The sequence below is a fragment of the Paludisphaera rhizosphaerae genome, assembly GCF_011065895.1.
GTDB classification, from domain to species: domain Bacteria; phylum Planctomycetota; class Planctomycetia; order Isosphaerales; family Isosphaeraceae; genus Paludisphaera; species Paludisphaera rhizosphaerae.
On record NZ_JAALCR010000001.1, the window covers coordinates 206,121 to 231,686 of the forward strand.

The following is a 25,566-nucleotide window of genomic DNA, read 5'->3' on the forward strand; positions in this document are numbered from 1 at the left end:
CCGTCAAAGCCATGCCCGAACCGATCTCGAAGGACCGAACCACCCTCGCGGAGGGCTCCGAGTCGCAGACTTCGGAGACTCGCGGCCTGTTGCCCGTGCCCGAGTTCGACGAGAAGCGACTGCAGCTCCAGCTTGAGGACGCCCCAGGAGTCTCCTCGCAGGCCGACCGCCGCGGCACCAAGGGCAAGCTCACCGCGGGCTTCCGCGGCCTCAAGGAGGCGATCCGCGGCGACTCCAGCTTCTACGCTCACGCCTATCGAGGCGTGATGATCGTCATCATCGCCGCCGTTCTTCAGGTGAACGTCTGGAGCTGGTGCCTGTTGATCCTCGGCGGCGCCATGGTCTTGCTCGCCGAACTTTGCCACAGCGCGGTCGACACCCTCGCCCGTGCGATCGGCGATCCCGATGAGCCCCGCCTCACCATCGCCCGAGAGATCGCCGCCGCCGGAGTCCTCGTCGTGGCCTTCACTTCAGGGGCCGTGACGACGCTTGTGCTGACGACCCAACTCATCCAACTCTTCGGATGGCGTTGATGAAAAATTGCTTGCACTGTTGAATCGACGCTGGGACGGATGCAGGATGGGGGCTGCACTCTTGCTCCCGCCTGTCTCTCCCCAGGGTTGAGTCCATGCGTAGGTTCAGCTTCGGCGACGCCGTTGATCGCAAGGTCGTTGTGATCGATGTGCAGGGTAAGACGTTGACCGTCGTCCGCATGAATCCCGACGGCTCCAGCAATCGTCAGGAGAAGTCTCTTCCCACGGACGCCGCTGCTGAGGCCGCTTCGGACAAACTCGCCCAGGAACTGACGTCACGGGGTTACGTCGAGCACGGCGCGAAGGCCGCCCCCTCCCGAGTCGCGGCCGCACCGGCGGTCTCGAAGGCTCAGGCCGCCTCGCCCAAAAAGCCGAAGCCACCAGTCGAGGAGCCTCCTCCGCCCAGCCTCTTCGATGACCTGGAGGCGGAGGACGTCGAGTCATCGTCGCCGCCCATGGCTCGACTGGCTCCCATGCCCAGCCCTGAGGCTTCCGTCTCGCCGCCGAAGAAGAAAAAGAAGAAGTCGGGGAAGAAACGGGGAGCGACCACGGGCAACCCGGATGCGCTGGATAAACGAGTGATCGCAGCCGTCGCGGCGGTCGGTCTTCTACTCGTCGGCGGCGCGGGGTACATGCTCTACGACGTCTTTCTGAAGCCTCCCTCGATCGTCGGCATCTGGAAGGGGTCGATGGTTGAGCACGAAATCAGCCGGTCGATGAGCTATACGGCCTACGCACTGACGCTCGACGCAGCCAAGAACGCCACGTTCTCGATCGGCGACGGCATGTCCGCGTCCGGCACCTATTCCGTTAAGGGGAACCGCCTGTTCCTGAAACTCAAGGACGAGGACGGCGAGGAGATCGATCAGGAATTCAAAATCAACCTCGGACGATCCTCGCTTGCTCTGATCGAGCCGGCGTCCAACAAGCTACTGGTCGATCTCGTTCGTCAGTTCGAACAGCCTGCCTCGCCCGTCGCCGCGGCGAAATCGAAAGCGGCTGCAGCGAAAGCGCTCGTCGACGATGGGGATCGGACCGTCAACCCCGAGGCCGACAAGGCCCTGGCCTCTGTGGAGTTGGGTGCGAAAGACGGCGCGTTCCGGCTTCGCCACCCGCCCGGTTGGACCGTGCAGACCGGGGGCAAGGCCGACAACACGTATTCGTACATCCTGCTAGATAAGGGGGCGGCGAAGATCACCGTCTATGCCGACATCACGGGCGCTCTTGTCTCAGGCGCCGATTCCGCAAATCCCGGCGACTTCCCCGAGGGGAGCGAGTTCGCCCCCATCCAGAAGGCCCACGAGCACTACGCCAAGTCGGCCGGCGACGACTTGAGCGGCTACCAGGAGAGCAAGCCCGAGGTCTTCAAGGACTTCGGTTTCGGCGAGGGCCGGTTGTCCGTCTTCACGGCTTCCGCCGGGATGTTCAGCGGCAAGCTGAAGGGCTACCACGTCACGGGACTTACGCGCGATCGGCGGATCTCGTTGCTCGCCTACGGCCCCGAGGCGGATTTCGCCAAGCTCCGGCCGACGTTTCTCGCCGTGGCTCGCAGTCTGGCGAGATGAGGAGCACGAGCGTCGCGATCAATCCTCGCCCGGCTCGCGGACGTTGAACTCCAGCTTCCAGCGGCGGTCGTCGCGGGTGCTGAGGCACGAAAGCTGGAGCGTCCCGACCTCGTCGACGTGCGAATGAAGCCGGACGGGGACTGTGGCTCCTTCGGAATCGCCCTCGACAGGGAGAGCGGTTTCCAGCGGGGCGAGTTCCTGGATCTCCTCCGGATTCCAGCGTTCGACGACCGCGCCGATGGGATCGTCGCGGCGGGTTGTGGAGCTGAGGAACCGGAAGACGGCCGGCTCGCCGACGACCAGGCCCAAATCGGCGGCGGGGACGTCGGCCTGGGTCCCCTCCTCCATCCCCATCGGGACGATGCAAAGGGCCTTCACGGCCGGGGCCACGCCCGGCACCGCCGGCGCGGAGGTCTCCAGACCGACGTAGTACGAACGCGCCACGCCGCCCCGGATCCTCACACCTCGTCCCCGGCGGACCTGTCCGTAGTAGGCGGCCCCGCGCGCCACGGCCAGATCGAGGTCGTTGGAATGCAGTTCGGGAACCGTGCGGCCGGCCCAGCTGGACAGGACGTCCAGGACACGCTGACGAAGGACGTCGGCCTTGAATACGCCGCCGTTGAAGAGGACGGCCGAGGGATGGATCATCGTCCCTTCAGCGTGCAGCGAGCCCGCCTGGCGGTTGAGGAAACGGGCGAGGTGCCGGGTGATGGCGGGATCGGCCGCGTAGGGGAGGCCAATCTCCGTCAGGCCCACGCGACGCCCCTTCGCCGGCTGGTCAGTCGGTTCGCAGATCGGCAGGAAGCCGTCGACGAGGACGTTCGTCAGGGTGTCACGGTCAAGCTCGGCCTTGATCGAGCCGCCGATGACCTTCGACCCACGGCCGAGGATCGAAACTGGGGCCGACTTCTTCTTGGGGTCGGCGAAGAGGGCTTCCTTGGCGGCCCGGCAGGCGTGATTCAGCGCCACGCGTTGGGCGGAGTCGAGCCCGTCCATTCCCTGGGGGAGAGTGCCGGCGACTGCATACGCCAGCGCGAGGTCCATGTTGTCGCCGCCGAGCAGGATGTGCTCGCCGACGGCGAGCCGCGAGAGCGCCAGGTCGCCGCCCTCCTCGGTGACGGCGATCAGGGTGAAGTCGGTGGTGCCGCCGCCGACGTCGCAGACCAGGACCACGTCGCCGACCTTCACCTGCTTCCGCCAGCGGTCGCCCGCCTCGGCGAGCCAGGCGTAGAAGGCGGCCTGGGGCTCTTCGAGGAGCGTGACCCCCGTCAGCCCGGCCTTGGCGGCAGCCTCGACGGTCAACTCGCGGGCGACGGCGTCGAAGGAGGCGGGGACCGTTAACAGGATCTCCTGAGACTCCAGGCGGTCGCCGGCGGCCTGGCCGAGACTGGCGTTCCAGGCATCCCGGAGATGTTCCAAATAGGCGGCCGACGCCTCCACGGGGGAGACCTTCGCGACCTCTGGGGGAGCCGTCCAGGGAAGTATGCCGGCGCGGCGGTCGACGCCCGCGTGCGAGAGCCAGCTCTTGGCCGAGCTGACGAGCCGACCGGGCGACTTGGCCCCGTGGTCCCGAGCGAAGACGCCGACGGCCCGGTCGGCGTCCTTCTTCCAGGGGAGATCGAGCGCGCCGGCGGGAAACTCCTTCGGCGCAGCGAGGTAAAGGAACGAGGGGAGCAGCGGCCGGGGAGAGACGTCGTTGAGGCCGACGACCTGGGGGAGGGCGAGCTGTTCAATCGGCGCGGTCGCCTTGGGGTCGTCGCCGGCGGCGGCCTCGGCGTAGGCCAGGGAGCTGTTGGTGGTCCCCAGGTCCACGCCCACGACGTATCGCGACATGCTTCAGGCTCTCCTCGAAGGGCCGTCGCCGGCCGATTGGCTCAGGGGATCTCGACCTCGGCCGGGGAGAGGACGGAGGAATCGTCGCGGGCGACCGGAAGGGCCGGCAGGTGGACCGACCGAACCCGCCAGCCGTGATGCTTCAGGACTCCGAGGAACGGCGGCCGGCCGTCGATGTTGCCGATCAGCCGAACGGCGGCTGGATCGAAATCGGCCGGAACGCGGACCTGGGACTCCTCGGGGCCTTCGAGGATCGGCTCGATAGTCAGGTAGTCGTGGAGGGTTTTACGGCATCCGCGATGGATGTCGCGAACGGCGGCGCCGATCTGGGAGTCGGAATAGGCGTCGATGTCCTCCTCCAGGAAGTCCACCAGCCGGCCGTCGCGCTGAAGGACCGCTAGAATCCGGAGATCCGGGCCGGTGGGCTTGTCCGAGTAGAGGGGTTTAACCCGGGCCGCGAAGTCGGGGTCCGTCAGGATCCGCCAGAAGGTCCGGAGCGACAGCCAGAAGCGGTTCAAGCGTATTCCCTCGCGATCACGTGAGGTCGGCGTCGGACGACGACCGACGGAGTCGATCGATCTTAACATCCAGCCGGCCATGAGAAAACGTTCCGTCAGGGGACTCCTCGAATATCATGGGCACCACGAATTGCAGCCTGGGAAAAACGTGCGGTAAGATGGAGTGCACCTCCGGCGCATCATTTCGGATGAACCCCGGACCGGCTGAAGGCGGCCCGGTCGTCGTCGGGTGATTCGAGACGGGAGCAGAGTGGGGTCGTGTCGCCCAGGGAGTCGTCGTTGTTATGAGCACTTTCAGCACGCGTGACGAATCCGGAGTCTTGATCGTCACCTTCAACGATCCCTCCGGGCTCAACGACTTCCGAAACACCCCCCTGCGCGACGCCCTTTTCGAACTGGTTCAGGATCGTGAAGAGCCCCGCGCGGCTCTCAACATGGCGAACGTGGACTACCTTTCCAGCTCAGGCGTGGCGATCCTCGTCGGCCTCAAGCGCCGGGTGGAGACCCGAGGCGGGAAGGTGGCGCTCTACAAACTGCAGCCCGCCGTACGCGATTTGCTGCATGTGATGAAGCTCGATCGGTATTTCGCCATCCTCGACGATGAGGACGCCGCCCTCTCCGAGCTTCGCCCCGCTCCTTCGGTCTAATCGTCTTCTCCGTTCTCCTCGATTCCCTCGTCCCCCAAGACTCCCCATAGTGCCGCGTCGCATGAAGTCGACATGCGGCGGTCGCCGAACAAGAGAGGCGTAAGCGATTCGCGCTGGAGCGACCGGAGCCCGCGCCTGGGGCCATGTCAAGGCGAGGGAGTCCGCAGTTCGGGGCGGCTCGTGCATCTGTCCGACTTGGCCGGATGACCAACCGATTCACGGAGGGTGGCCCGCCGAACTGGTCCTTGGTCTTGCACCGAGGTCCGCTGGCGACCGGGCTGCTGGGGAAGGGAGTCTTCCATGGGAAGCATGCGGAGTGGGTCCAGGAGGTCCGCCACGGCCCGGCGCAGTCGGTTCCGGGCGATCGAGACGCTGGAAACCCGGCAGCTGATGGCGTCAAACATCGCGAGCTACCTCTCGCCGTACATCCCGACGGACCTTTACGTCCGCAACCCGGAGACGGGCCAGAAGGAGTCCGTGTCCGCGGCCTCGCTCTACACTCACCACAACGTCAACGGCGCTCTGGTGAGCAACGAGGGGAAGATCGTCACCGGTAAGGACCGCGCCGGCGATGAGTGGACGATCACCGTCCACGGCCCCGGCAAGGTCATCGTCACTGACACCACCCCGAACGACGGGGCCCTCGACGACGACATCGACACGATCCAGATCGTCGGCTCGAATATCAATTCGACCTATGTCACCGGCTCCACGTCCGCCTCGGTCCGCACGTTGACCGACGGGCTCGTCAACTTCAACCGGCTGATCGCGACCTCGGGGGTCAAGTCGGTCCAGCTCAACGGCTTCGATCTGACGAACCAAGTCTCGCCCGCGGTCTCCTCGACGACGGGGATCTACCTACTGGGCGGCGCTCGCTCGCTTGAGTTCCACGACATCGTGGGCCTGTTTGACACCGCCAATGGCGCGACGCCGATTCAGATTCAGATCGGCCAGGCCAACTACCCGTCGAACGTCAAGACGTCGATCTATCTTGACTCGATCTACAACTCCGTCTTCGACTCGAACTCGACGACGATCCCGACCGACCCGATCACGTCCCCCTGGGTCCAGTTCACGGTCAACGGCGTTCTCCAGAACTTCAGCATTGTCTCGACGACCCAGTCTGCGGTCTCTCCGAACTACGTGGAGGCCTCGCAGCAAGGGACCGTCGACGTCTGGACGGGCGTGCCGGTGTCGGGCCCGGCTCCAGCCGCCTACCAGTTCTTTTACAACGTCGTGGGGACAACCGGTCGGACGTCGGTCCAGACCGTCTCCGTCGGCAACCTCAAGGTCCGCGGCTCGGCTAAGAACTTCACCGTCCAACGCGACACCACGCCGTTCACGTCGTCGACGAGCGGCGTGAAGTCGATCCGCAACGCGGATTTCGGCGGCACGGCCGACGGCGTGGCCCTGGACGTTCAGGGAACGATCGGCCGACTACGGTTCCGTCGCGGCCTGGGCGATTCGAAGGGCGTCTTCACCTCCTCGACCCAGACGCCGTCGACCGACCAGAACTCCGAAACTCAGACCGTCTTGCTGCCCGCCACCAAGTACGGTTATCCACTCGGGTCGACGGGATACGCAGCCGACGGGCTGGTTTCTGGCGCCATCCGGGCTCGCCGGATCGGGTCGCTGAAAGCCACGGCCGCCAACGTCTCGTACGTCACGGCTCAGAATCCGGACTACGTGTCGCTCCGTGGCGGCGGAACGCCGACCGTGACCTCCACCTTCGGCGACGCCATCACCAACTCGTCGATCACCACCACGGGTTCGATCGGCAGTGTTTCGGTCGATGGCAACCTGATCAACAGCAACGTGGCCTCGGGTTACGACTACCAGGCCCATCTCCAGGGCCTTTCAACCCTCCGTCAGCCCAGCCGGATCCGGTCGTACCGCCAGCGCGGCTCCCTGATCAACAGCCAGGTGACGGCCTCGACGACGCTGAACACGAACGGCTCCGTGACGTCGGCCGACATCGGCAACGGGTCGATCACCGGCCACGTTGACGGCAACGCCTACTCGACGGGCGGCCGCTCGGCGCTCGGGACCTACGGCGCGGGCGTGATCGCTCGGCGCAAGGTCGGCCGTCTGCCGGTCGGCTGATCAGGTCAGCAACCTGTAAACGCACGCGAGGCGTCCCCGCCACCATTGGCCGGGACGCCTCGCTCGTTTCGAAGTCGTCGAGGTTTCTTCACCAGCGGAAGAGAACCGTGCCCCAGTTCAGGCCCGAGCCGAAGCCCGAGGTGAGCATCAGGTCGCCCTTCTCCAGCTTGCCCGCGCGGTTGATCTCGTCGAGGGCGATCGGCACGGAGCCGGCGGACGTGTTGCCGTAGCGTTCCAGGTTCTTGAAGACGGTGTCGCGATGGAAACCCAGCACGTCGCTGGCGGCGTGGATGATCCGCACGTTCGCCTGGTGCGGGACGAACCAGCGGACGTCGCCCACCGTCTGCCCGGCGTGGCCGAGGACGGACAGCGAGGAATCAGCCAGGATCCGGACGGCCCACTTGAAGATGGCTCGGCCGTCCATCGTCAGGTAGTGGAGCCCCTGCTCCACCGTCTCCGCCGTGGGAGGCATTCGGCTGCCGCCCGCGGGACGGGTCAGGAGGTCGGCCCCCGAGCCGTCGGAGCCGATCTGATAGGCCAGCAGGCCCTGATCCTTGGTGCCAGGTCCGAGCAGCACCGCTCCGGCGCCATCGCCGAACAGAGGGTAGCTCTTCTGATCGCCCGGATTGATGACCCGGCTGTTGCAGTCTCCACCAACGACCAGACAGCGGCGGCTGTTGCCCGTGCCGACGAACTGCGAGCCGATCACCAGGGCGAAGACGAACCCGGCGCAGGCGGCCTGGATGTCAAAACCTGCGCAGTTCAGCTTGAGGCGGTCCTGAACCAGGTTGGCCGTCGAGGGAAAGGCCATGTCCGGCGTGAACGTGGCCAGCACGAGCATGTCGACGTCGGCCGGGTCGCAGTCGGCGTCGTCCAAACAGCGGCGGACGGCCTCGACGCAGAGATCGCTGGTGGCCTCGTGAGGCAGGGCGAACCGGCGTTCGTGGATGCCCGTCCGGTTGACGATCCATTCCGGGTCGAAGCCCAGCGTGTCCTGGAGGTCCAGGTTGCTCACCACCTGTTCCGGCACATAGCTGCCGGTTCCCAGGATCTGGACGCCGGTCAGCGAGCGCGTCCGGGGGGCGATGTGGGGCTGCCCGTTGCTGGACGTCGCATGGCGGGGCTCGGGAACCGCCAATCGGACGCCGCCGATCTCACCATTGGTACCGGCCATTCTGCTTTTTTTCTCACAAGGATCGGGGCGACGGAGCGTGTCGAGCCCGCTCCGACCTAATCGGGTGAGTCGGCAGGAAGGGCGCACGAGCTCGGGTGCGCCAACGTCCCCCGGCTCAACGCACGGCGCCGAATGTGACGAGGGTGATTCAGGGAAGGACCTGAATATACTGGTTATCGGCTGAAGCAACCATACCAATGCGGAATTTGCGGGTTCTTCCCAGAACAACGCCGCGTCTGACCCGGAGCCTTGATTGCACGTCCCCGAGCACGTCGTTCGTCTCAACGCCGCCTGGGAGGCACTGGACCCGGACGATCCGTCGTCGCGGCGATTCCGGGTGAGTCTCCCCGTCGACTGGCGGAGCTTATCCTGGCCGGGCGGAAACCTGCCTCGGCGACTTCGCCTTTCGCGTCGATTCGGCCGACCGGCCGGCCTGGAACCGAATTCGCCGGCGGCTCGCGCCCGACTTTTGATCGACGGAGCCGCCGCCGTGGTCGCCGTCGAATTCAACGATCGGCCGGTGCCGTGGGACTCGGCCGCGCCGGGCCGGCTGGTCGTCGAACTCCCCGTGCTGGAGGGGCGTAATCTGGCGACCATCGAGATTGCAGTCGCGGAGGCCCCGGGAGCCTGGGGAGGAGTCACGCTCGTCTTCGGCGGCGAGGTGGGCTCTGGTTAACTACCTTGGCGGGCCGAGACGTGGCCGGGTACGATCAGCGAGTCGCGCTCTCGACCTCACTCGGCTCCCGCTAGGTCCAGACGTCTCATGCAAGAAGAAGCCGTCGACTTTCCCAAAGCCTATCGATGGTCCCGGCTCGGCTTCTTCCTTATGGCCCTGGGGCTGGTCCCAACCTGCATTCTGGAGGTCGCCGTCCTGGTCGGCCGATTCTCCGAGCCCCGTCTCCTGCGGTGGATCGCCAGGTCCGGCCTGCTTGAAATCACCGATACGCTGGTTCCGTGGGCGACCCTCGCCGGGGCGACGCTCCTCTGGACCGCCTGGGAACTTCCCAGCTGGAGGAGGCGGGCCGGCCTCCTGATGACGATGTGCCTCGTCGACGTCGCCTGCTGGTTCGTCGCTCTGGGCGACCCGAACGGAATGGGAGAACATGCGTTCTTCCGCAACCAGTTGGGAGCCGCCCTGGGGTGGGCTCAGTTCGCCCTGATCGCCTCTCTCTCGGGGGACGTTTTGGTCCACCTGGGTGTGGAGCAGGCCGAGGAATCCTCAAAGTCCACGCGGTCGTTGGCAGCCACCGGCGCCGTTGTCTGGATGCTTCTGTTCGTGGAAACGACGGACCTGCAGGCCGGCTGGCCCTTGCAGCGAGCGCCGGCGATCACCCTTCATGCAAGGCTGTTGTGGCTCGCCAATACCGTGATCCACACGATCTGCCTGATCCAGGTCTCCGCGCTGGTCGTCGCGGCCTTCCGCCGCCTCAACGACGTCGGCCGCTTGGAGGACGAGGATCCCAAGGCCCTTCGAGAGATGGACGACTTCGATGATTACGTCGGCGCCGCCCTGAAGGACGATCGCCGGTCGGAGTCGTGATCTGACGGATTCAGGAATGCGCGACGGCCGCGGGAGGTTCGCCGCCGGCGATCAGCTCGCGGAGCGACTTCGGCAGAGGGAAGTGGACGGCTTCCTCGCGGATGACGGCCTCCTCGATCGTCGCGCCGTGCTGCGTCTGGAGGTACTCCACGCACTCCTGAACGACGTTCTCCGGAGCGCTCGCTCCGGCCGTGATCAGGACGGTTTCTACCCCCTGAAACCAGGACGGCTGGATCTCGGAAACGCCGTCGATCAGGTGCGACGGGATGCCCATCCCGGCGGCGATTTCGGCCAGGCGTCGGCTGTTCGAGCTGTTCTGGCTCCCCAGGACGAGAACCACGTCAGCCCGCGCGGCCAACTCGCGGACGGCCTCCTGGCGGTTCTGAGTCGCGTAGCAGATGTCGTCCTTGGGCGGGTTGGCGATTTTCGGGAACCGCTTCCGAAGCGCCGCGATGACGATATTGGCGTCGTCGACGCTCAATGTCGTCTGGGTCAAATAGGCGACCTTCTCCGGATCGGCGATCTGAAGCTTGTCGACGTCCTCGGCCGTCTCCACGAGGACCATCTGGTCCGGGGCTTCGCCCATGGTGCCGATAACCTCGTCGTGCCCCTCATGGCCGATGAGGACGATCGTGTAGCCCGACTTGGCGTAGCGGATCGCCTCAAGATGGACCTTGGTGACGAGCGGGCAGGTGGCGTCGATGGCCAGGAGTTTTCGCGCTCTGGCCTGGGCGCGGATCTCGGGCGAGACGCCGTGGGCGCTATAAAGCAGCGGCGAGCCTTCCGGAACCTCTTCGAGAGACTCGACGAACACGACCCCTTCCCGCGTGAATCGGTCGACCACGTACTTGTTGTGGACGATCTCGTGGTACACGTAGACCGGGGGCCCGAAGAAAGCGACCGCGCGTTCGAGGCATTCGATCGCCATGTTGACCCCGGCGCAGAAGCCTCGGGGGTTGGCCAGGAGGATTTTCATCGGGCGGTGGCTCCTCGTCGCGGTCGTAAGGGGTCGGCCGTCATCCTACCGGACGGCCGTGCGTCTCGTGAAGACGGATCGCGACGGTCAGCGGCTGGCCGAGACTTCCTTGAAGAACTCCACGAGCATCTCGGGCGTCTTCGGCGGGATCTCGTGGCCGCCCTTGTGGATGTACTCCACGAGCGGAGCGTTCGCCCGCGATGGGAAATACACTCCCAACCCGCCTAGACTCCAGGGACGGCCGACGGCCTCGCAGGCGTTGTCCTTCCGGATGCGGTCCAATCCGGCGCGCTGACCGTCGAACTTCGCCACGGCGTCGTTCCGGCCGGCGACGTGAAGGCAGGGCTTGGGTGGGAGGTGCTCAAATCGCTCCACGGGTTGGGTTCCAATCGCCGCGATTGCGGCGACCTTCTCCGGCCTTAACGCCCACAGCAAGTACGAAAACCTTGCCCCGTTGGAGTGCCCCGCGGAGAAGATCCGGTGGGCGTCGACATGTTGGTCGGTCGTCAGGGTGGCGAGAATGGCGTCGAAGAACTTCAGATCGCGGTCGCCGTACTGGCCGAGGTCGAATTGCCAGCCGGCCTGCTTCCCCTCAGGATCGGAAACGCGGCCGGTGGTCGGCAGACCCTGGGGATACACGACGACCGCCTCGGGCCAGAGCTTCTCGACGTGCAGCGCCGCGGCGATGTACTCCATCCGCCCGCCGTGTCCGTGCCAGACGAGGACGACGGGGGCACCCTCGGGCTTCGCCGGCAGGTGGACGAGCGCCTTCCGCGTTGCGTCGTCCACCTTCCATTCCCAGGTCGCGAGCCTCGTCGCGACTGGCGTCTGCGCCAGGACTTGCCCCGAGACCGCGATCGCCGCCGCAACGACGCAGACGAAGTACCTGAACATCCCCAAACTCCATTTCCGCTGACCGGAAGTTCCGCGCCGGATAAAATAACCCACAGGAGCGACTCCCCCGTCAAAACTGAGGAGGCCGAGTCCATGTCGGTCGCGCCGCCGGTCATTCAACAACACATCGTCGCAACGCCCGAGACTTGCGGCGGCCAGCCGCGGATGGCGGGAAGTCGAATCAAGGTCAAGGAGGTCGCCGTCTGCCGAGTCCATCTGGGAATGACCCCGGAGGAGATGGCGGCTGAGTGGCCGCACGTCGGCCTGGCCGCGATCCACGCTGCTCTGTCGTATTACTATGACAACCGTGAGGCGATCGACGCAGAGATTCTCGCTGATGAGAAGTGGGTGGAAAAGCAGCGCGAAAGGTCGCCGCGACTCCTGAAAAACGAGCAGCCTCCGGAAGAGGAGGAAGACACGGCTCAGTAAAGGCCCCCACCCGAACGGTTCAGCCAGTCACATCTGCCCCTAAAGTCTCGCTTCCACCCACTGGACCAGCGCTAGATAAGGTTCGAGATGCCGAGGACGATTCGCTTTCACCTCGACGAAGACGTGAATCCCGTCATCGCTCGTGAACTTCGGAAGCGTGACATCGATGTCACCACGTCTCAAGAGGCCGGCCTGCTCGGAACTGTGGATGGGGAGCAAATTGCATCCGCACTCGTGGATGGTCGGGTACTCGTGACCCAAGACAACGACCACTTGAGGCTTCACGCTCAAGGCGTCGCCCATTCGGGGATCGCGAACTGCCATCGCCAAAATATCGCCTGGGGAATCTGCTTGGTTGTCTGGAGTTACTCTGGGAGACGAGTGAGCCCGATGATCTAGCCGGCCATGTCGAATTCCTCTGAGGCGATCTCTCACAGTCGGTCGTTCGCTTGTCCCCCCTCGCATTCGTCTGATAGACTTCCGACAGACGGAAACGCCCCAGGGAAGAGACCGAGGTGGCCTGGATGGGACGGGAAGACGAGGTGCGGACCTGTGACGCCGGCGAGACCGGCGAACTGATCCGGGGAATGGCCGGGCGGATCTGGGACGGCTCAGCGCCCGGGACTTCGCCCCGATTGATCGGCGTTCGTTCCCGAGGCGTGACGCTGGCCGAACGGCTGGCGGCCGAGGGGATCGAGCAGGGACTCGGCGAGGCCGTCGTCGGGGCCGTCGACATCACGCTTTATCGCGACGACCTTGACAAGGCCCGACGCTGGCCCGTTCTTCGCGGGACCGACATCCCCTTCGACGTGGACGGCGCCGACGTCGTCCTAGTCGACGACGTGCTGTTCACCGGGCGGACCATCCGGGCCGCCATCAACGCGATCTGCGATCTCGGCCGGCCGGCGCGAATCCGTCTCGCCGTCCTGGTTGATCGGGGATGGCGTGAGCTGCCGATCCAGCCCGACGTCGTCGGGCTGACTCTCGACACCCATCGTCGCGACCGCGTCCAGGTCCGGCTCCGGCCGTTCGACGCGACCGACGAGATCGTCACGATCCCGGCGGCCCCCCGCCTCTCCCCTTCCTGAGAGGAGCCCTCGCGTGTCGACCGCATCCGCCGCTGCCTCCGCGTCGCGAAGACCGTCCGACGACGAACCGGACGATGCGCCGTTCGTCTGGACCCGAAAGCACCTGCTGGGCCTGGAAGACCTCTCGCGCGAGGAAATCCTCGCGGTCCTCGACACCGCCGAGTCCTTCGCCGAGGTCTCCAGACGGGATCGCAAGAAGGTGCCCGCTCTCCTGGGCCGCATCGTTTTCAACCTCTTTTTCGAGAACTCCACCCGCACTCGAACGAGCTTCAGCCTGGCCGCCAAGCGGCTCTCGGCCGACGTTCAGGACTTCTCCGCGAGCGTCTCCAGCATCTCCAAGGGCGAGACGTTCATCGACACCGCCAAGAACATCGAGGCGATGGGCTGCGACGTGATGGTCGTCCGGCACCCGACGCCGGGCGCTCCCCACCTGCTCTCCCAGCATGTTTCTTCGTCGATCATCAACGCAGGCGACGGCGCGCACGAGCACCCCACGCAAGGGCTGCTCGACCTGATGACCATCCGCCAGGCCAAGGGGAAGATCGAGGGCCTGACCGTCGCGCTCCTCGGCGACATCTCCCACTCGCGCGTCGCCCGCTCCAACATCTGGGGTCTGCTCAAGCTGGGCGCGAAGGTCATCCTCTGCGGCCCGCCGACCCTCGTTCCCAGGTCGATGGAACGCCTCGGCTGCGAGGTCGCCTATCGCCTGGAAGACGTCCTGCCCCGCTGCGACGTCATCAACGTTCTGCGAATCCAGTTCGAGCGCCAGCAAGGGGGGCTGTTCCCCTCGGTCGGCGAATATTCGCAGTTTTACATGATGACCCAGGATCGCGTGCGACTCGCCAAGCCGGACCTGCTGATCCTCGCTCCCGGCCCGATCAACCGGGGCGTCGAGTTGACCCCCGAGGTCGCCGACGGCAAGCACTCGGCCATCCTCGACCAGGTGACCAACGGCTTGGCCGTCCGCATGGCCGTCCTTTACCTCCTCAGCGGCAAGATGGACGCCCGTCCCGCCGGTGAGTGATCCTCTCCCGACCCCTCTCGTATCGAGCGCATCAAGGACCCTCGCCTTGCCCACCATCCAGATCACCGGCGGCCGGATCATCGACCCCTCGCAGGACATCGACCAGATCGGCGACGTCTGGATCAGCGGCGGCCGGATCGTCCCCAGCGACGGCGGCCACGACCACGCCGACGTCGTCGTTGACGCCAGAGGCAAGATCGTCTGCCCGGGGCTGATCGACGTCCACGTCCATCTTCGTGAGCCCGGCCAGGAAGAAGACGAGACGATCGCAACCGGGGCCGCCGCGGCGCTGGCGGGGGGCGTGACGTCCGTCGCCTGCATGCCCAACACCCTGCCGCCGATCGACACCCAGGCCGCCGCCGAGTTCGTCGTCCTCCAGGGTCGGCGAGCCAAGCAGGCCAACGTCTTCCCCGTCGGCTGCGTGAGCAAGGGCCGCAAGGGCGAAGAGTTGGCGGGACTCGGCCAGTTGGTGGCCGGCGGAGCCGTCGCCTTCACTGACGACGGCGCCCCGGTCTCGAACGCCGGCCTCATGCGGCGGGCGCTTGAATACTCGAAGATGTTCGACCTGGTCATCATGCAGCACTGCCAGGTCATGGAGTTGACCGTCGGCGGCGTGATGAACGAGGGGTTCGAATCGATGCGGCTCGGCCTGGGCGGGATGCCCGCGGCGGCCGAGGACATTATGGTCGCCCGCGACATCCGCCTCGCCGAGATCACCGGCGGCCGGCTGCACATCCAGCACATCTCCACTGCGAGGGCCGTCGAGCTGGTCCGCGAAGGCAAGCGCCGGGGGATCCGCGTCACAGCCGAGGCCTGCCCACACCACTTCACCCTGACCGATGAAAAGCTGCGGAGCTTCGACTCCAACTTCAAGATGAACCCCCCGCTCCGCACGGCCGACGACGTCGCCGCGGTGATCGAGGGCCTCAAGGACGGCACCATCGAGATCCTCTGCACCGACCACGCCCCCCATGCTCGCGAGAAGAAGATGCGCGAGCTGGACCAGGCCCCGTTCGGAATCGTCGGCCTGGAAACTCTGCTGCCGATGACCGTCACCTACCTGATCGAGCCTGGCCATCTGACCTGGTCCGAGGCGATCCGCAAGCTCACCATCAACGCGGCGAATCTCATCAACCTGAAGAACAAGGGCTCTCTCCGCCCCGGCGCGGACGCCGACGTCACGGTCATCGACCCCTCGACGACCTGGACCATTCAGGCCAACCAGTTCCGCAGCAAGAGTTGGAACACCCCCTACGACGGCTGGGAGGTCCGCGGCCGGGCCCACACCGTCATCGTCCACGGCGAGGTCCGCCATACGCTGGGCGGGATCGTGCAAGAGTCCGCCGCGTCGGCTTGAAAGGCCTGCGTCCTCCCCTAAACTTGTTTGGCGGTTTGATTTTGGGGGGGACGTTACCACGCGGCGGGACGCATGCGCTGGCTCATCGACGGCTACAATGTGATGCACGTCGCGGGGATCGCCGAGAGCGGCATGGGGCGCGAGCGCTTCCGCAAGGCTCGGCGACGGTTCCTCGACCAGATCGCCCAGGCGATGGGGGATATGACAGGTGAGACCACCGTCGTCTTCGACGCCAACAAGCCACCGGCCGACTTCCCGATCGAGTCGAACTATCGAGGGATGACGATCGTCTTCGCCCTCGCCGACGCCAGCGCGGACGCCCGGATCGAACGGATTCTCGCCAAACACTCGACTCCCAAGGCCCTCACGGTCGTCTCCAGCGACCGTGAGGTTCGGCAGTCCGCCACCCGCCGTAAGGCCCGAGCGATGAAGGCGGACGAGTTCCTGGATCGCCTGCCGACCCTCGCCTACGAACGTCGCCTCCCTCTGAATTCCGGCCCCGACCCGGAGGCCGCGCGTCACGCACCGGCCCTCGACGACGCCGAGCGGGCCTACTGGCAGCAGGTTTTCGGGGCCGTCGACGCCCCCGAGCCCAATCCGACGGGCTCGTCGAAGAAGTCTTCCACGTCGAACGGGGCTCCCCCCGCGCCGGACCGTCGACGGGTTGAACGCCCGCGCGACCTGGACGTGCGCGACGTACCGGACCTCCGATCCGCGATGCTTACCGACGCCGATATCGCAGCCATCCGCCGTGAAGTCGACATGGAAGGATGATTGGTCCAAGGTTCGGCTGCCAGGTGCTCTTATGGCGTCCGGAGCCGTCTTGCGGTAAAAATGAACGAATCATCGTCCGCCGGTGCGAACCCGACGGTCGACTCTCGGCGGAGTCCGCCGTTCCCGATCCTTCTCCCCGAATTCAGGGCCGCTTTGAATGAAGGTTCACGAGTATCAGGCCAAGGAGCTTCTCGCCAAGGCCGGTGTCGCCGTGCCGGCGGGCATCGTGGTTTCGACGCCCGCGGAGGCCGCCAAGGCCTATGAGGAGCTAGGCGGCGGGCTGGTCGTGGTGAAGGCCCAGGTTCACGCCGGCGGCCGAGGCAAGGGCGTCGCCATCGGCCCCGAGGTCGACCGCGCCGAGGCCCTGGCGATCGCCAGCGGCCAGAAGCCTCGTCCCGATGGGATGGCCAAGGGCGTCCAACTCGTCAAGTCGGCCGCCGACGCCGAGAAGGCCGCCGCGAGCCTGCTGGGCAAGACACTGGTGACCTACCAGACCGGCGCCGAGGGCCAGAAGATCAAGAAGGTCCTCGTCACGGTCGGCCACGACATCGCCCGTGAGCTTTATCTCGGCCTGGCGATCGACCGCAACCACAAGCGGCCCGTCGTCATGGCGTCCACCGAGGGCGGCGTCGAGATCGAGAAGGTCGCCGAGGAGACCCCGGAGAAGATCGTCCGCGAGCCCGTCGACGTCGGCCTCGGCCTGCTCGACTTCCAGGCCCGCAAGATCTGCAAGGCCCTCGGGCTGACCGGGGCGACGGCCAAGAACGGGGCCGTCTTCCTCAAGAACTTCGTCAAGTTCTTCATCGACTCCGACGCCTCGCTGGCCGAGATCAACCCCCTGATCGTCACCGATAAGGGTGAGGTCCTGGCGCTCGACTGCAAGCTGAACTTCGACGACAACGCCTCGTTCCGCCACAAGGATTACGCGGCCCTGATCGACGAGGACGAGGAAGATCCCGCCGAGCTTCGCGCCGGTCGTTCGGGCCTCTCGTACGTGAGCCTCGACGGCGACATCGCCTGCCTGGTCAACGGCGCCGGCCTGGCCATGAGCACGATGGACCTGATCAAGTACCACGGCGGCGAGCCGGCCAACTTCCTGGACGTCGGCGGCGGCGCCGCGAAGGACCAGGTGCTGGAGGCCTTCCGCATCCTGCTCTCGTCCGACAAGGTCAACGCGGTCCTGGTCAACATCTTCGGCGGCATCATGCAGTGCGACATCATCGCCGCCGCCCTCCTGGCCGCCTACGACGAGATCGACTTCCGCGTGCCGCTGGTCGTCCGCCTCGAAGGGACGAATTCCGACCTCGGCAAGGAGATGCTGGAGAAGTCCGGCCGCAAGATCATCACCGCTGACGGGCTCACCGACGCCGCCCAGAAGGTCGTCGCTGCGGCGAAGAAGCAGGCTGGCTGATCGCCCCTGCTCCGCCGTTCATACGCGACGATCGCTCCACCCATACGCATCCCACGGAATCGAAATCCCATGAGCATTCTGGTCGGCAAGAACACTCGCCTCATCTGCCAGGGAATCACCGGCAAATCGGGCGCGTTCCACTCGGAGAAGTGCAAGGAGTACGGCACGAACCTCGTCGGCGGCGTCACCCCCGGCCGCGGCGGCGAGACCGCCCTCGGCGTGCCCGTTTTTGACACGTGCAAGGAGGCCGTCGCGGCCACCGGCGCGAACGCCACGATGATCTTCGTCCCGCCCCCGGGCGCGGCCGACGCCATCGTGGAAGCCGCCGACGCCGGCATCCCCGTGATCATCGCCATCACCGAGGGCATCCCCGTCCTCGACATGGCCAAGGCCGTCGAGTACCTCAAGCTCTACCACCCCGAGGCTCGGCTGATCGGCCCGAATTGCCCGGGGGTCATTACTCCGGGCGAGTGCAAGATCGGCATCATGCCCGGCTATATCCACAAGCCGGGTCGAATCGGCGTCGTCAGCCGCTCGGGCACCTTGACCTATGAGGCCGTCTGGCAGCTCACGCAGCTCGGCATCGGCCAGAGCACCTGCGTCGGCATCGGCGGCGACCCGGTCAACGGCACGAGCTTCGTCGACGTTCTCAAAATGTTCGAGGCCGACCCGGACACCGACGCCGTCCTGATGATGGGCGAGATCGGCGGCAACGCCGAGGAAGAGGCGGCCGCGTACAAGGCCTCCGGCAAGTTCACCAAGCCGCTGGCCGCGTTCATCGCCGGCCAGACCGCTCCTCCGGGCAAGCGCATGGGCCACGCCGGCGCAATCATCTCCGGCGGATCGGGCAAGGCGTCCGACAAGATCGCCGCCCTGGAAGGGGCGGGGATCCGCGTGGCCAAGAGCCCGGCCGACATGGGCCTGGTCCTCAAGCAGACCATCGGCGCTTGAGCGGCCACGAGAATCCCTGGAGAACCGTCTCCAGCCGTCGGGTCTACGAGAACCCCTGGATCAAGGTCCGCGAGGATCAGGTGATCCGGCCCGACGGTCAGCCAGGGATTTACGGCGTCGTCGAGTTCCAGAACCGCGCCGTGGGCGTTCTCCCCGTTGAGGACGACGGTTCGGTCTGGCTCGTCGGCCAGCATCGCTATCCACTCAACGTTTACTCGTGGGAGATGCCTGAAGGGGGCTGCCCCGCTGGCGAATCCCCCGAGGAGGCGGTCCTGCGCGAGTTGAAGGAAGAGACCGGGATCACCTGCAACCGGCTGGAACTGGTCTCAACCTGTCATCTCTCCAACTCCGTCAGCGACGAGGTCGCCTACATCTACCGGGCGACCGGTCTGACCCACGGTGAGAGCCAGCCCGAAGGCAGCGAGCGGCTGGACGTGCGCCGGGTCTCCTGGGAAGAGGCCTGGCGAAGATACCGGGAAGGCGAGATCACGGACTCGATGACCGTCGTCGCCATCCTGGAAGAGGCGGTCAGACGCCTCGAAGGGGAGAGATAAACCCGCGTCCCTGCGGGTTGGAGATGGAGCTTCAGAGTTTCTCGACGTGAGGATCGGCCCGGCTCAGCGGGCAGGCGGGACCAGGCGGGGAACTTCAACCTCGCTGTCCTGCAAACGCCAGGCGGTCGGCACGGCTCGGCGCGTGGCGGCGGTCGGGGTCGGACGGGCGTCGGCCTGGGCGGCGGCCGGCCGAGGGGCGACGACCAGCGCGTCGGTCGGGAAGTGCTTGCCCGGGCAAACGGTCGGCGTGGCGGCCATGTGCGAGTGCGTCTCCAGCCGATCCTGGTCGATCTTGTAGCGTTCGCTCAGGTAGGCCACGAGCGACTTGAGGGCGGCCGTCTGACGGGGCGTCGGCGGGGCCTTCTCGAAGTCGCCGATCAGGCAGATGCCGATGCCGTATTCGTCCATGTCGGCCCGCTTCGCGTTGCGGCAGTGGACCCCGTGCTTCTGGTTGATCCAGCGCTGGGAGACTTCGATCTGACCATCGCCGCTGCCGGTGCCGTTTCCGATCACGAAGTGGTAGCCGCAGCCGTCCAGCCCCAGCAGCTTGCGGTGCTCGGCGTCGATGTCGGAGTACGACCCCGTTTCCGTCGCGCTGTGGTGGACGACGACGTACTTCCAGGGGCGGTCGACCTTGTTGGGGAAGTAAAGGTCGTTGACCTCGTCGTTGACGAAGTAACCCGCCAGGGCGTCGGACGTGCTGGTGCGACGGACCACGCCGGCCGTGGAGGTCGTCCGCAGGCTGTTGCCGCCGCTCCCCATGCTCGTCGGGCTGGAGGCCGGGGCGGCGAGATCGGGGACGGACGACTTGGCCTTGGAATCGATCGGCGGCCGGAGGCTGCGCGAGCGGCTGCTGCTCGTGGCGGCCGGGATGTCGTCGAGCAAGGGCTCAGGGGCCGCTGTCGGCTGCCGCTCGCTGCTCGTGCTCGGCGTACGGCGGGACGTCGACGCCGGGGACGGGGGTGAGGGGTCTACGGACGAGTCGAGAGCCCCGCTGGGGGTGCTGATGACCGGTTCGCCGCTTCGGGTCGAACTTCCCTGAATCACGGTCGAGCCCGGTTCAACGACGGTCGATCCCGTGCCGCCGCAGCTTGAGCAACCGCCGCCGGCGCCGTTGCAACTCGTGCAAGGGCTGGGGGCCACGACCGCGCGGGGGGCGGCCATGACGGGTCGCAGAACGGAACGCCTGTGATTGCAGCCCGCCGTCAGCAGCATGCCGACGGCCGCGGCCGCGAGGCACGCCCGCTGGGCGCGCAGAACGATCGGGGCCTGTCTACTGGTGGCCATCATCCCATCTCCTGGTCGGGCGGATCATTCGCTCGACATCCCGGGTCGAGCCTCGACACCCATGAATCGCAAGAGCGATGCCGAACCACCGGCCGCACGATCATGGCGAGGGACCAAGAATCCCGACTTCGACTGAAGTCTACACGCCGATCGGCCGAAGGGCGGGTTTCCCAGAGAATTTTGCAAGAAATCCTCAAGTCCGGGGCGAGCGCCGCCGCTTCCCGGCTTGTAAAAACGACAATCGATTGCAAGATTCAGCATTCGTCGACGTGTCGAGGCGACGGTCGCGAGGACTGCGAGGATCTGGATGATGGGGAGGTTTTCGCGGCCCTCGCGGACGAAGTCGATCCTGAGGGTCGCTCGCCCGCACGCAGGCGCGACGCTGGCGACGTTGGACAGGAATCGGTATGCTCGAAACTCTGATCGGCTGAAGGCCCCCGACATCGCGGAGGGCCTTTTTTGCTGATCGTCGCGGATTCTGGGCAGGCTCGGCGAAGATGGTCTTCCCCCCTCGCGGGGGAAGACAGACCCCAAGGGGGTCAGATGAGGGGGACGACCGCCGTCGAACGCGCATTCAATGCAGCGACCTCGAAGCGACGCCGATCCCCCCTCATCCGGCCCTTCGGGCCACCTTCCCCCGCGAGGGGGGAAGGCCGTTAACGATCGCACCCACCCACATCCAACACGGTCGACATTGCTGACGGTCGTGACGATTCGATAAAGAGAGGTCGAGACGCGCCGGGGGCCACAAAGCCCACCGCCGCGTCGGAGAGTCCAACGCCATGCCCGCGTACCACCCGCAGCGGATCGAGCCCAAGTGGCAGGCTTACTGGGAGAGTCGCAACACCTTCGCGACTCCCGACCTCGATCGGTCGCGGCCGAAGCTATACATCCTCGATATGTTCCCCTACCCCAGTGGCGCGGGGCTGCACGTCGGCCACCCCGAAGGGTACACGGCCACCGACATCGTCTGCCGCTTCAAGCGGATGAAGGGGTTCAACGTCCTGCACCCGATGGGCTGGGACGCCTTTGGCCTCCCCGCCGAGCAGTACGCGGTCCAGACCAACACCCACCCGCGGATCACGACCCAGGCGAACATCGACAACTTCCGCCGCCAGATCAAGTCGCTGGGCTTCTCCTACGACTGGTCGCGCGAGATCGACACGACCGACCCCTCGTACTACAAGTGGACCCAATGGATCTTCCTGAAGATCCACGACACCTGGTACGACGCCGACTTCGAGTGGACCGACCCCCAGGGCCGCGCCCGCAAGGGCAAGGGCCGCCCGATCGCCGAACTGCCGATCCCCACCGGAGTCGATCCCGACGCCTATCGCGACTCGAAGCGCCTCGCCTATCGCGCCGAGGTCCCCGTCAACTGGTGCCCGGCCCTCGGCACGGTCCTCGCCAACGAGGAAGTCATCGACGGCAAATCCGAGCGCGGGGGGCATCCCGTCGTCCGGATGCCACTGACCCAGTGGATGCTCCGGATCACGGCCTACGGCGACCGCCTCATCGAGGACCTCGACGTCGTCGACTGGCCCAAGCCGATCAAGGACATGCAGCGCAACTGGGTCGGCCGCAGCGAGGGGGCCGAGGTCGACTTCCCCATCGTGCTGGGCGGCCAGGCCCCTGCCCGTCCCGTCGGCCTCTTCCCCGAGGTTCCCGCCGAGGGCGTCATCCGGGTCTACACGACCCGTCCCGACACCCTCTTCGGCGCGACCTACATGGTGCTAGCCCCCGAGCACTCGCTCGTCGACCGGATTACCACGCCCGAGCAGAAAGCGGCCGTGGCCGCCTACCGCGAGCAGGCCGCGCGAAAGAGCGACCTCGACCGCACGGACCTCGCCAAGACCAAGACGGGCGTTTTCACCGGCGGCCATGCCGTGAACCCCGCCACCGGCGAGCCGATTCCCGTCTGGATCGCCGACTACGTCCTGATGGGCTACGGCACCGGTGCGATCATGGCCGTCCCCGCGCACGACGAGCGCGACTTCGAGTTCGCCAAGACCTTCGACCTGCCGATCCGGGCCGTCGTCGAGCCCCCCGCCGCCTGGCTCCTGGCGAATGCCTCCCCCAGCCGCGAGGACGCCCCGGCCGATCCCGCCAAGCTCCTGCAAGCTTACAAGGCCGACCCCGGCGCGTTCATCGGCGTCTTCCACGACGAGGGTGTCTCGATTCAGTCGCGCAACGCCGAGTTCGTCCTCGAAGGCAAGCCCACCTCTGAGGCCAAGCCGGCGATCACCGCCTGGCTGTCGGGGAGGGGCGTGGGGCGCAAGGCGGTCAATTACAAGCTCCGCGACTGGCTATTCTCCCGCCAGCGATACTGGGGCGAGCCCTTCCCCGTCGTCCTCGACGAGAACGACCGCGTCACGGCGCTCGGAGAGGACGAACTTCCGGTTCTGCTCCCCGACCTTGACGACTTCAAGCCGACCGGAAGCCCCGAGCCGCCGCTGAGCAAGGCGAAGACGTGGGTGACCTACTCGGAGAAGCTCCGGCGCGAGATCAACACGATGCCCCAGTGGGCCGGCTCGTGCTGGTACTACCTCCGCTATATCGACCCCACGAACCCCGACCGCGGCTGGGATCCCGAGAAGGAGAAGTACTGGCTCCCCGTCGACCTCTACGTCGGCGGCGCGGAGCACGCCGTGCTCCACCTGCTCTACAGCCGGTTCTGGCACAAGCTGCTCTTTGACCGCGGCCTTGTCAGCACGCCGGAGCCGTTCCAGCGCCTCGTCAATCAGGGGATGATCCTGGGCGAGACCGAGTACACCGGCTATCGCGAGCCTTCCGGCGCGTGGGTGCCGGTCGGGCAGGTCGCGTTCAACGAGCACGGCACGCCCGCCCGCAAGGGGGACGCTTCGAACGTGCTGGAGACCGTGAAGCTCGACGAGGAGACTGTCGTCAAGAAGGGTGAAGGGTTCGTCCTCAAGGATTCGCCCGACGTCCGGATCGACGCCCGCGCTCACAAGATGTCCAAGAGCCGGGGGAACGTCATCAACCCCGACGTGGTCGTCTCGGAATACGGCGCCGACAGCCTGCGTCTCTACGAGATGTTCATGGGCCCGCTTGAGGCGGTGAAGCCCTGGAGCATGAAGGGCGTCGAGGGCGTCTATCGCTTCCTGGGCCGGGCCTGGCGGATGATCGTGGACTCCGAGGCCGAGGAGGTGAAGGCCGACCCCCACGTCGTCGACGTGGAGCCGACTCCCGAGCAGGCCAAGCTGATCGCCCGGACGATCGCCGCGGTGGGCGACGACTACGAGGCTCTCCGGTTCAACACGGCCGTCAGCCGGCTGATGGAGTTCGTCAACGCCTTCACCGGGGCCGAGGTCCGGCCCAAGCAGGCAATGGAGACGTTCACGCTCCTGCTCGCCCCGATGGCTCCGCACGTCGCCGAGGAACTGTGGGAGATCCTTGGCCATCGCGAGACGCTCGCCTACGAGCCCTGGCCGGCTTTCGACCCGGCCCTGCTCAAGGACGACGAGGTCGAGATCCCCGTCCAGATCCTGGGCAAGCTCCGCGGCAAGATCGTCGTCCCGGCCGACTCCGACGCTCAGGCGATCGAGGCCATCGCCAGGGCCGACGAACGCATCGCGGCTCTGCTGGAAGGGAAAACCGTCCGCAAGGTGATCGTCGTCCCCGGCAAGCTGATCAACTTCGTGGCGAACTGACGGGGACGGCCGGGAATCGTCCACCTCGATCTGGAGGAAGGGACGCATGAAGGTCGCCATCAACGGGGCGGGCGTCGCGGGGCCCGCCCTGGCCTACTGGCTTCATCGGGGCGGTCACGAGGTCGTCCTGATCGAGAAGGCCCCCGAGTTTCGCACCGGCGGCTACATCATCGATTTTTGGGGCGTGGGGTACACGGTCGCGGAACGGATGGGGATCTTGCCGGCCGTGAAGCAGGCCGGCTATCTGGTCCGAGAGCTTCGGATCGTCGACGAGCACGGAAACAGAGTCGGCGGCTTCGACGCCTCTATCTTTCACCGCCTGGCCGACGGCCGCTTCACCAGCGTCGCCCGCGGCGATCTCGCGAAGGCGATTTACAGCACTATCGAGGGTCGTGTGGAGACCATGTTCTCCAACAGCATCGCGGCCCTGGAAGAGAGCGATGATTACATCCGAGTTTCCTTCGAACGCGGCTCGCCGCGCGACTTCGACCTGGTGGTCGGCGCGGATGGGCTGCATTCGACTGTAAGGGAGTTGGCCTTCGGACCCGAAAGCCGATTCGAGCGGCGGCTTGGCTACGGCGTGGCGGCCGTGGAGGTCGAGGGATATCAGCCTCGCGACGAACTCGTGTATGTCGCGTATGCCATGCCGGGCCGGCAGGTCGCTCGGTTCGCTCTTCGCGACGATCGGACGTTGTTTCTCTTCATCTTCGTCGACGAGGAGGTTGAGGGGGCCAAGCCTCACGATGTTGCGGGGCGGAAGAGGCTCCTGCATCGGGTTTTCGGCGACGGCGGTTGGGAATGTTCCCGGATCCTGGAGGCCGTCGATCAGGTCCACGACGTGTACTTTGACAACGTCAGCCAGATCCGGATGGACGCCTGGTCGAAAGGACGGGTCGTCCTGGTCGGAGACGCCGCCGCGTGCGCATCGCTCCTCGCCGGCGAAGGGGCCGGGCTGGGTTTGACCGAGGCCTATGTCCTGGCCGGCGAACTGTTCCGGGCGCCCGGCGACCACCCGGAGGCCTTCCGACGCTACGAGGAGCGGTTGCGAGGGTTTGTGGAAGGGAAGCAGAAATCGGCGAAGGGATTCGCCTCGACGTTCGCCCCCAAAACGCGGTTCGGAATCTGGTTCCGCAACCTGGCCACACGCTTGATGGCGGCGGATCCGGTAGCTCGCGTTCTATCCGGCGGCATGGTTCGGGACGATTTCGAGCTTCCGGACTATGGGATGTAGGCGGGG

General features: G+C 66.2%; 23 protein-coding genes. 17 read left to right on the forward strand and 6 right to left on the reverse strand.

What is annotated here, in order from left to right; translation table 11 throughout:
* Positions 1 to 11: 11 nt before the first annotated feature.
* Positions 12 to 533: a diacylglycerol kinase gene (locus G5C50_RS00890; RefSeq protein ID WP_165063702.1), complete on the forward strand. Its 522-nt coding sequence runs from the start codon at positions 12 to 14 to the stop codon at positions 531 to 533.
* Between the two features lie 95 nt (positions 534 to 628).
* A complete protein-coding gene (locus G5C50_RS00895) occupies positions 629 to 2,098 on the forward strand; it encodes a hypothetical protein (RefSeq protein ID WP_165063704.1) in 1,470 nt (489 codons plus the stop codon).
* 18 nt (positions 2,099 to 2,116) lie between these two features.
* On the opposite strand, the gene G5C50_RS00900 is transcribed toward G5C50_RS00895, so the two are convergent.
* The gene (locus G5C50_RS00900; protein WP_165063706.1) at positions 2,117 to 3,931 is read right to left on the reverse strand and encodes an Hsp70 family protein; all 1,815 of its coding nucleotides are present in this window, start codon (positions 3,929 to 3,931) and stop codon (positions 2,117 to 2,119) included.
* Between the two features lie 41 nt (positions 3,932 to 3,972).
* Positions 3,973 to 4,449 (reverse strand): DUF2760 domain-containing protein, encoded by a 477-nt coding sequence (locus G5C50_RS00905; protein WP_165063708.1) that lies wholly within the window; start codon positions 4,447 to 4,449, stop codon positions 3,973 to 3,975.
* 284 nt (positions 4,450 to 4,733) lie between these two features.
* Between G5C50_RS00905 and G5C50_RS00910 the strand changes: the two genes are divergently transcribed.
* Both G5C50_RS00910 and G5C50_RS00915 read left to right on the forward strand, forming a co-directional pair.
* Positions 4,734 to 5,096, forward strand: a complete 363-nt coding sequence (locus tag G5C50_RS00910; protein ID WP_165063710.1) for an STAS domain-containing protein — start codon at positions 4,734 to 4,736, stop codon at positions 5,094 to 5,096.
* 390 nt (positions 5,097 to 5,486) lie between these two features.
* A complete protein-coding gene (locus tag G5C50_RS00915; protein ID WP_206107549.1) occupies positions 5,487 to 7,199 on the forward strand; it encodes a hypothetical protein in 1,713 nt (570 codons plus the stop codon).
* Positions 7,200 to 7,287: 88 nt separating this feature from the next.
* Here G5C50_RS00915 and G5C50_RS00920 read toward each other — a convergent pair whose 3' ends face one another.
* Positions 7,288 to 8,373: a 3-oxoacyl-ACP synthase III family protein gene (locus tag G5C50_RS00920; protein WP_165063713.1), complete on the reverse strand. Its 1,086-nt coding sequence runs from the start codon at positions 8,371 to 8,373 to the stop codon at positions 7,288 to 7,290.
* A 253-nt stretch (positions 8,374 to 8,626) separates the two neighbouring features.
* Between G5C50_RS00920 and G5C50_RS00925 the strand changes: the two genes are divergently transcribed.
* Together G5C50_RS00925 and G5C50_RS00930 are read left to right on the forward strand one after the other, a co-directional pair.
* Positions 8,627 to 9,049: a hypothetical protein gene (locus tag G5C50_RS00925; RefSeq protein ID WP_165063715.1), complete on the forward strand. Its 423-nt coding sequence runs from the start codon at positions 8,627 to 8,629 to the stop codon at positions 9,047 to 9,049.
* An 87-nt stretch (positions 9,050 to 9,136) separates the two neighbouring features.
* Positions 9,137 to 9,913, forward strand: a complete 777-nt coding sequence (locus tag G5C50_RS00930; protein WP_165063717.1) for a hypothetical protein — start codon at positions 9,137 to 9,139, stop codon at positions 9,911 to 9,913.
* 10 nt (positions 9,914 to 9,923) lie between these two features.
* Here G5C50_RS00930 and ispH read toward each other — a convergent pair whose 3' ends face one another.
* Together ispH and G5C50_RS00940 are read right to left on the reverse strand one after the other, a co-directional pair.
* A complete protein-coding gene (gene ispH, locus G5C50_RS00935; RefSeq protein ID WP_165063719.1) occupies positions 9,924 to 10,889 on the reverse strand; it encodes a 4-hydroxy-3-methylbut-2-enyl diphosphate reductase in 966 nt (321 codons plus the stop codon).
* A gap of 87 nt (positions 10,890 to 10,976) precedes the next feature.
* Entirely contained in the window at positions 10,977 to 11,783 is an 807-nt protein-coding gene (locus G5C50_RS00940) for an alpha/beta hydrolase family esterase (protein ID WP_165063721.1), read from the reverse strand.
* Positions 11,784 to 11,876: 93 nt separating this feature from the next.
* On the opposite strand from G5C50_RS00940, the gene G5C50_RS00945 reads away from it, so the two are divergent.
* The 9 genes from G5C50_RS00945 to G5C50_RS00985 all read left to right on the forward strand — a co-directional run bounded on the left by G5C50_RS00945 (position 11,877) and on the right by G5C50_RS00985 (position 19,371).
* On the forward strand, positions 11,877 to 12,212 hold the full coding sequence (locus G5C50_RS00945; protein WP_165063723.1) for a DUF433 domain-containing protein: 336 nt from the start codon (positions 11,877 to 11,879) through the stop codon (positions 12,210 to 12,212).
* Between the two features lie 87 nt (positions 12,213 to 12,299).
* Positions 12,300 to 12,611, forward strand: coding sequence for a DUF5615 family PIN-like protein (locus G5C50_RS33120; protein ID WP_165063725.1), 312 nt, complete (start codon positions 12,300 to 12,302; stop codon positions 12,609 to 12,611).
* Positions 12,612 to 12,736: 125 nt separating this feature from the next.
* The gene (pyrR, locus tag G5C50_RS00955) at positions 12,737 to 13,300 is read left to right on the forward strand and encodes a bifunctional pyr operon transcriptional regulator/uracil phosphoribosyltransferase PyrR (protein WP_165063727.1); all 564 of its coding nucleotides are present in this window, start codon (positions 12,737 to 12,739) and stop codon (positions 13,298 to 13,300) included.
* A 103-nt stretch (positions 13,301 to 13,403) separates the two neighbouring features.
* Positions 13,404 to 14,324, forward strand: a complete 921-nt coding sequence (locus G5C50_RS00960) for an aspartate carbamoyltransferase catalytic subunit (protein WP_255596916.1) — start codon at positions 13,404 to 13,406, stop codon at positions 14,322 to 14,324.
* 46 nt (positions 14,325 to 14,370) lie between these two features.
* The gene (locus tag G5C50_RS00965; protein WP_165063731.1) at positions 14,371 to 15,681 is read left to right on the forward strand and encodes a dihydroorotase; all 1,311 of its coding nucleotides are present in this window, start codon (positions 14,371 to 14,373) and stop codon (positions 15,679 to 15,681) included.
* 72 nt (positions 15,682 to 15,753) lie between these two features.
* Positions 15,754 to 16,455 (forward strand): NYN domain-containing protein, encoded by a 702-nt coding sequence (locus tag G5C50_RS00970; protein WP_165063733.1) that lies wholly within the window; start codon positions 15,754 to 15,756, stop codon positions 16,453 to 16,455.
* Between the two features lie 157 nt (positions 16,456 to 16,612).
* Positions 16,613 to 17,866 carry an ADP-forming succinate--CoA ligase subunit beta gene (gene sucC, locus G5C50_RS00975; protein WP_165063735.1) on the forward strand — a complete coding sequence of 418 codons (1,254 nt, stop codon included), beginning with the start codon at positions 16,613 to 16,615 and terminating at the stop codon, positions 17,864 to 17,866.
* A gap of 69 nt (positions 17,867 to 17,935) precedes the next feature.
* Positions 17,936 to 18,817 (forward strand): succinate--CoA ligase subunit alpha, encoded by an 882-nt coding sequence (gene sucD / locus G5C50_RS00980; protein WP_165063737.1) that lies wholly within the window; start codon positions 17,936 to 17,938, stop codon positions 18,815 to 18,817.
* Positions 18,814 to 19,371, forward strand: coding sequence for an NUDIX domain-containing protein (locus tag G5C50_RS00985; protein WP_165063739.1), 558 nt, complete (start codon positions 18,814 to 18,816; stop codon positions 19,369 to 19,371). The genes sucD and G5C50_RS00985 overlap by 4 nt, the downstream gene beginning before the upstream one ends.
* Positions 19,372 to 19,434: 63 nt before the next feature.
* Here G5C50_RS00985 and G5C50_RS00990 read toward each other — a convergent pair whose 3' ends face one another.
* Complete coding sequence (locus tag G5C50_RS00990) at positions 19,435 to 20,658, reverse strand: peptidoglycan recognition protein family protein (RefSeq protein ID WP_165063741.1); 1,224 nt, start codon at positions 20,656 to 20,658, stop codon at positions 19,435 to 19,437.
* Between the two features lie 782 nt (positions 20,659 to 21,440).
* On the opposite strand from G5C50_RS00990, the gene leuS reads away from it, so the two are divergent.
* Positions 21,441 to 24,329 (forward strand): leucine--tRNA ligase, encoded by a 2,889-nt coding sequence (gene leuS, locus G5C50_RS00995; RefSeq protein ID WP_165063743.1) that lies wholly within the window; start codon positions 21,441 to 21,443, stop codon positions 24,327 to 24,329.
* 46 nt (positions 24,330 to 24,375) lie between these two features.
* Entirely contained in the window at positions 24,376 to 25,560 is a 1,185-nt protein-coding gene (locus G5C50_RS01000; RefSeq protein ID WP_165063745.1) for an FAD-binding domain, read from the forward strand.
* Positions 25,561 to 25,566: the final 6 nt, after the last annotated feature.

Excerpts from the sequence above, each read along its gene's own strand:
- G5C50_RS00990 (WP_165063741.1), bottom strand. The coding sequence starts at position 20,658 with ATGGCCACCAGTAGACAGGCCCCGATCGTTCTGCGCGCCCAGCGGGCG.
- G5C50_RS00920 (WP_165063713.1), bottom strand. The coding sequence starts at position 8,373 with ATGGCCGGTACCAATGGTGAGATCGGCGGCGTCCGATTGGCGGTTCCC.
- ispH (WP_165063719.1), bottom strand. The coding sequence starts at position 10,889 with ATGAAAATCCTCCTGGCCAACCCCCGAGGCTTCTGCGCCGGGGTCAAC.
- G5C50_RS00890 (WP_165063702.1), top strand. The coding sequence starts at position 12 with ATGCCCGAACCGATCTCGAAGGACCGAACCACCCTCGCGGAGGGCTCC.
- sucD (WP_165063737.1), top strand. The coding sequence starts at position 17,936 with ATGAGCATTCTGGTCGGCAAGAACACTCGCCTCATCTGCCAGGGAATC.
- G5C50_RS01000 (WP_165063745.1), top strand. The coding sequence starts at position 24,376 with ATGAAGGTCGCCATCAACGGGGCGGGCGTCGCGGGGCCCGCCCTGGCC.
- G5C50_RS00930 (WP_165063717.1), top strand. The coding sequence starts at position 9,137 with ATGCAAGAAGAAGCCGTCGACTTTCCCAAAGCCTATCGATGGTCCCGG.
- G5C50_RS33120 (WP_165063725.1), top strand. The coding sequence starts at position 12,300 with ATGCCGAGGACGATTCGCTTTCACCTCGACGAAGACGTGAATCCCGTC.
- G5C50_RS00915 (WP_206107549.1), top strand. The coding sequence starts at position 5,487 with ATGGCGTCAAACATCGCGAGCTACCTCTCGCCGTACATCCCGACGGAC.
- sucC (WP_165063735.1), top strand. The coding sequence starts at position 16,613 with ATGAAGGTTCACGAGTATCAGGCCAAGGAGCTTCTCGCCAAGGCCGGT.
- G5C50_RS00940 (WP_165063721.1), bottom strand. The coding sequence starts at position 11,783 with ATGTTCAGGTACTTCGTCTGCGTCGTTGCGGCGGCGATCGCGGTCTCG.
- pyrR (WP_165063727.1), top strand. The coding sequence starts at position 12,737 with ATGGGACGGGAAGACGAGGTGCGGACCTGTGACGCCGGCGAGACCGGC.
- G5C50_RS00970 (WP_165063733.1), top strand. The coding sequence starts at position 15,754 with ATGCGCTGGCTCATCGACGGCTACAATGTGATGCACGTCGCGGGGATC.
- G5C50_RS00910 (WP_165063710.1), top strand. The coding sequence starts at position 4,734 with ATGAGCACTTTCAGCACGCGTGACGAATCCGGAGTCTTGATCGTCACC.
- leuS (WP_165063743.1), top strand. The coding sequence starts at position 21,441 with ATGCCCGCGTACCACCCGCAGCGGATCGAGCCCAAGTGGCAGGCTTAC.
- G5C50_RS00945 (WP_165063723.1), top strand. The coding sequence starts at position 11,877 with ATGTCGGTCGCGCCGCCGGTCATTCAACAACACATCGTCGCAACGCCC.
- G5C50_RS00895 (WP_165063704.1), top strand. The coding sequence starts at position 629 with ATGCGTAGGTTCAGCTTCGGCGACGCCGTTGATCGCAAGGTCGTTGTG.
- G5C50_RS00900 (WP_165063706.1), bottom strand. The coding sequence starts at position 3,931 with ATGTCGCGATACGTCGTGGGCGTGGACCTGGGGACCACCAACAGCTCC.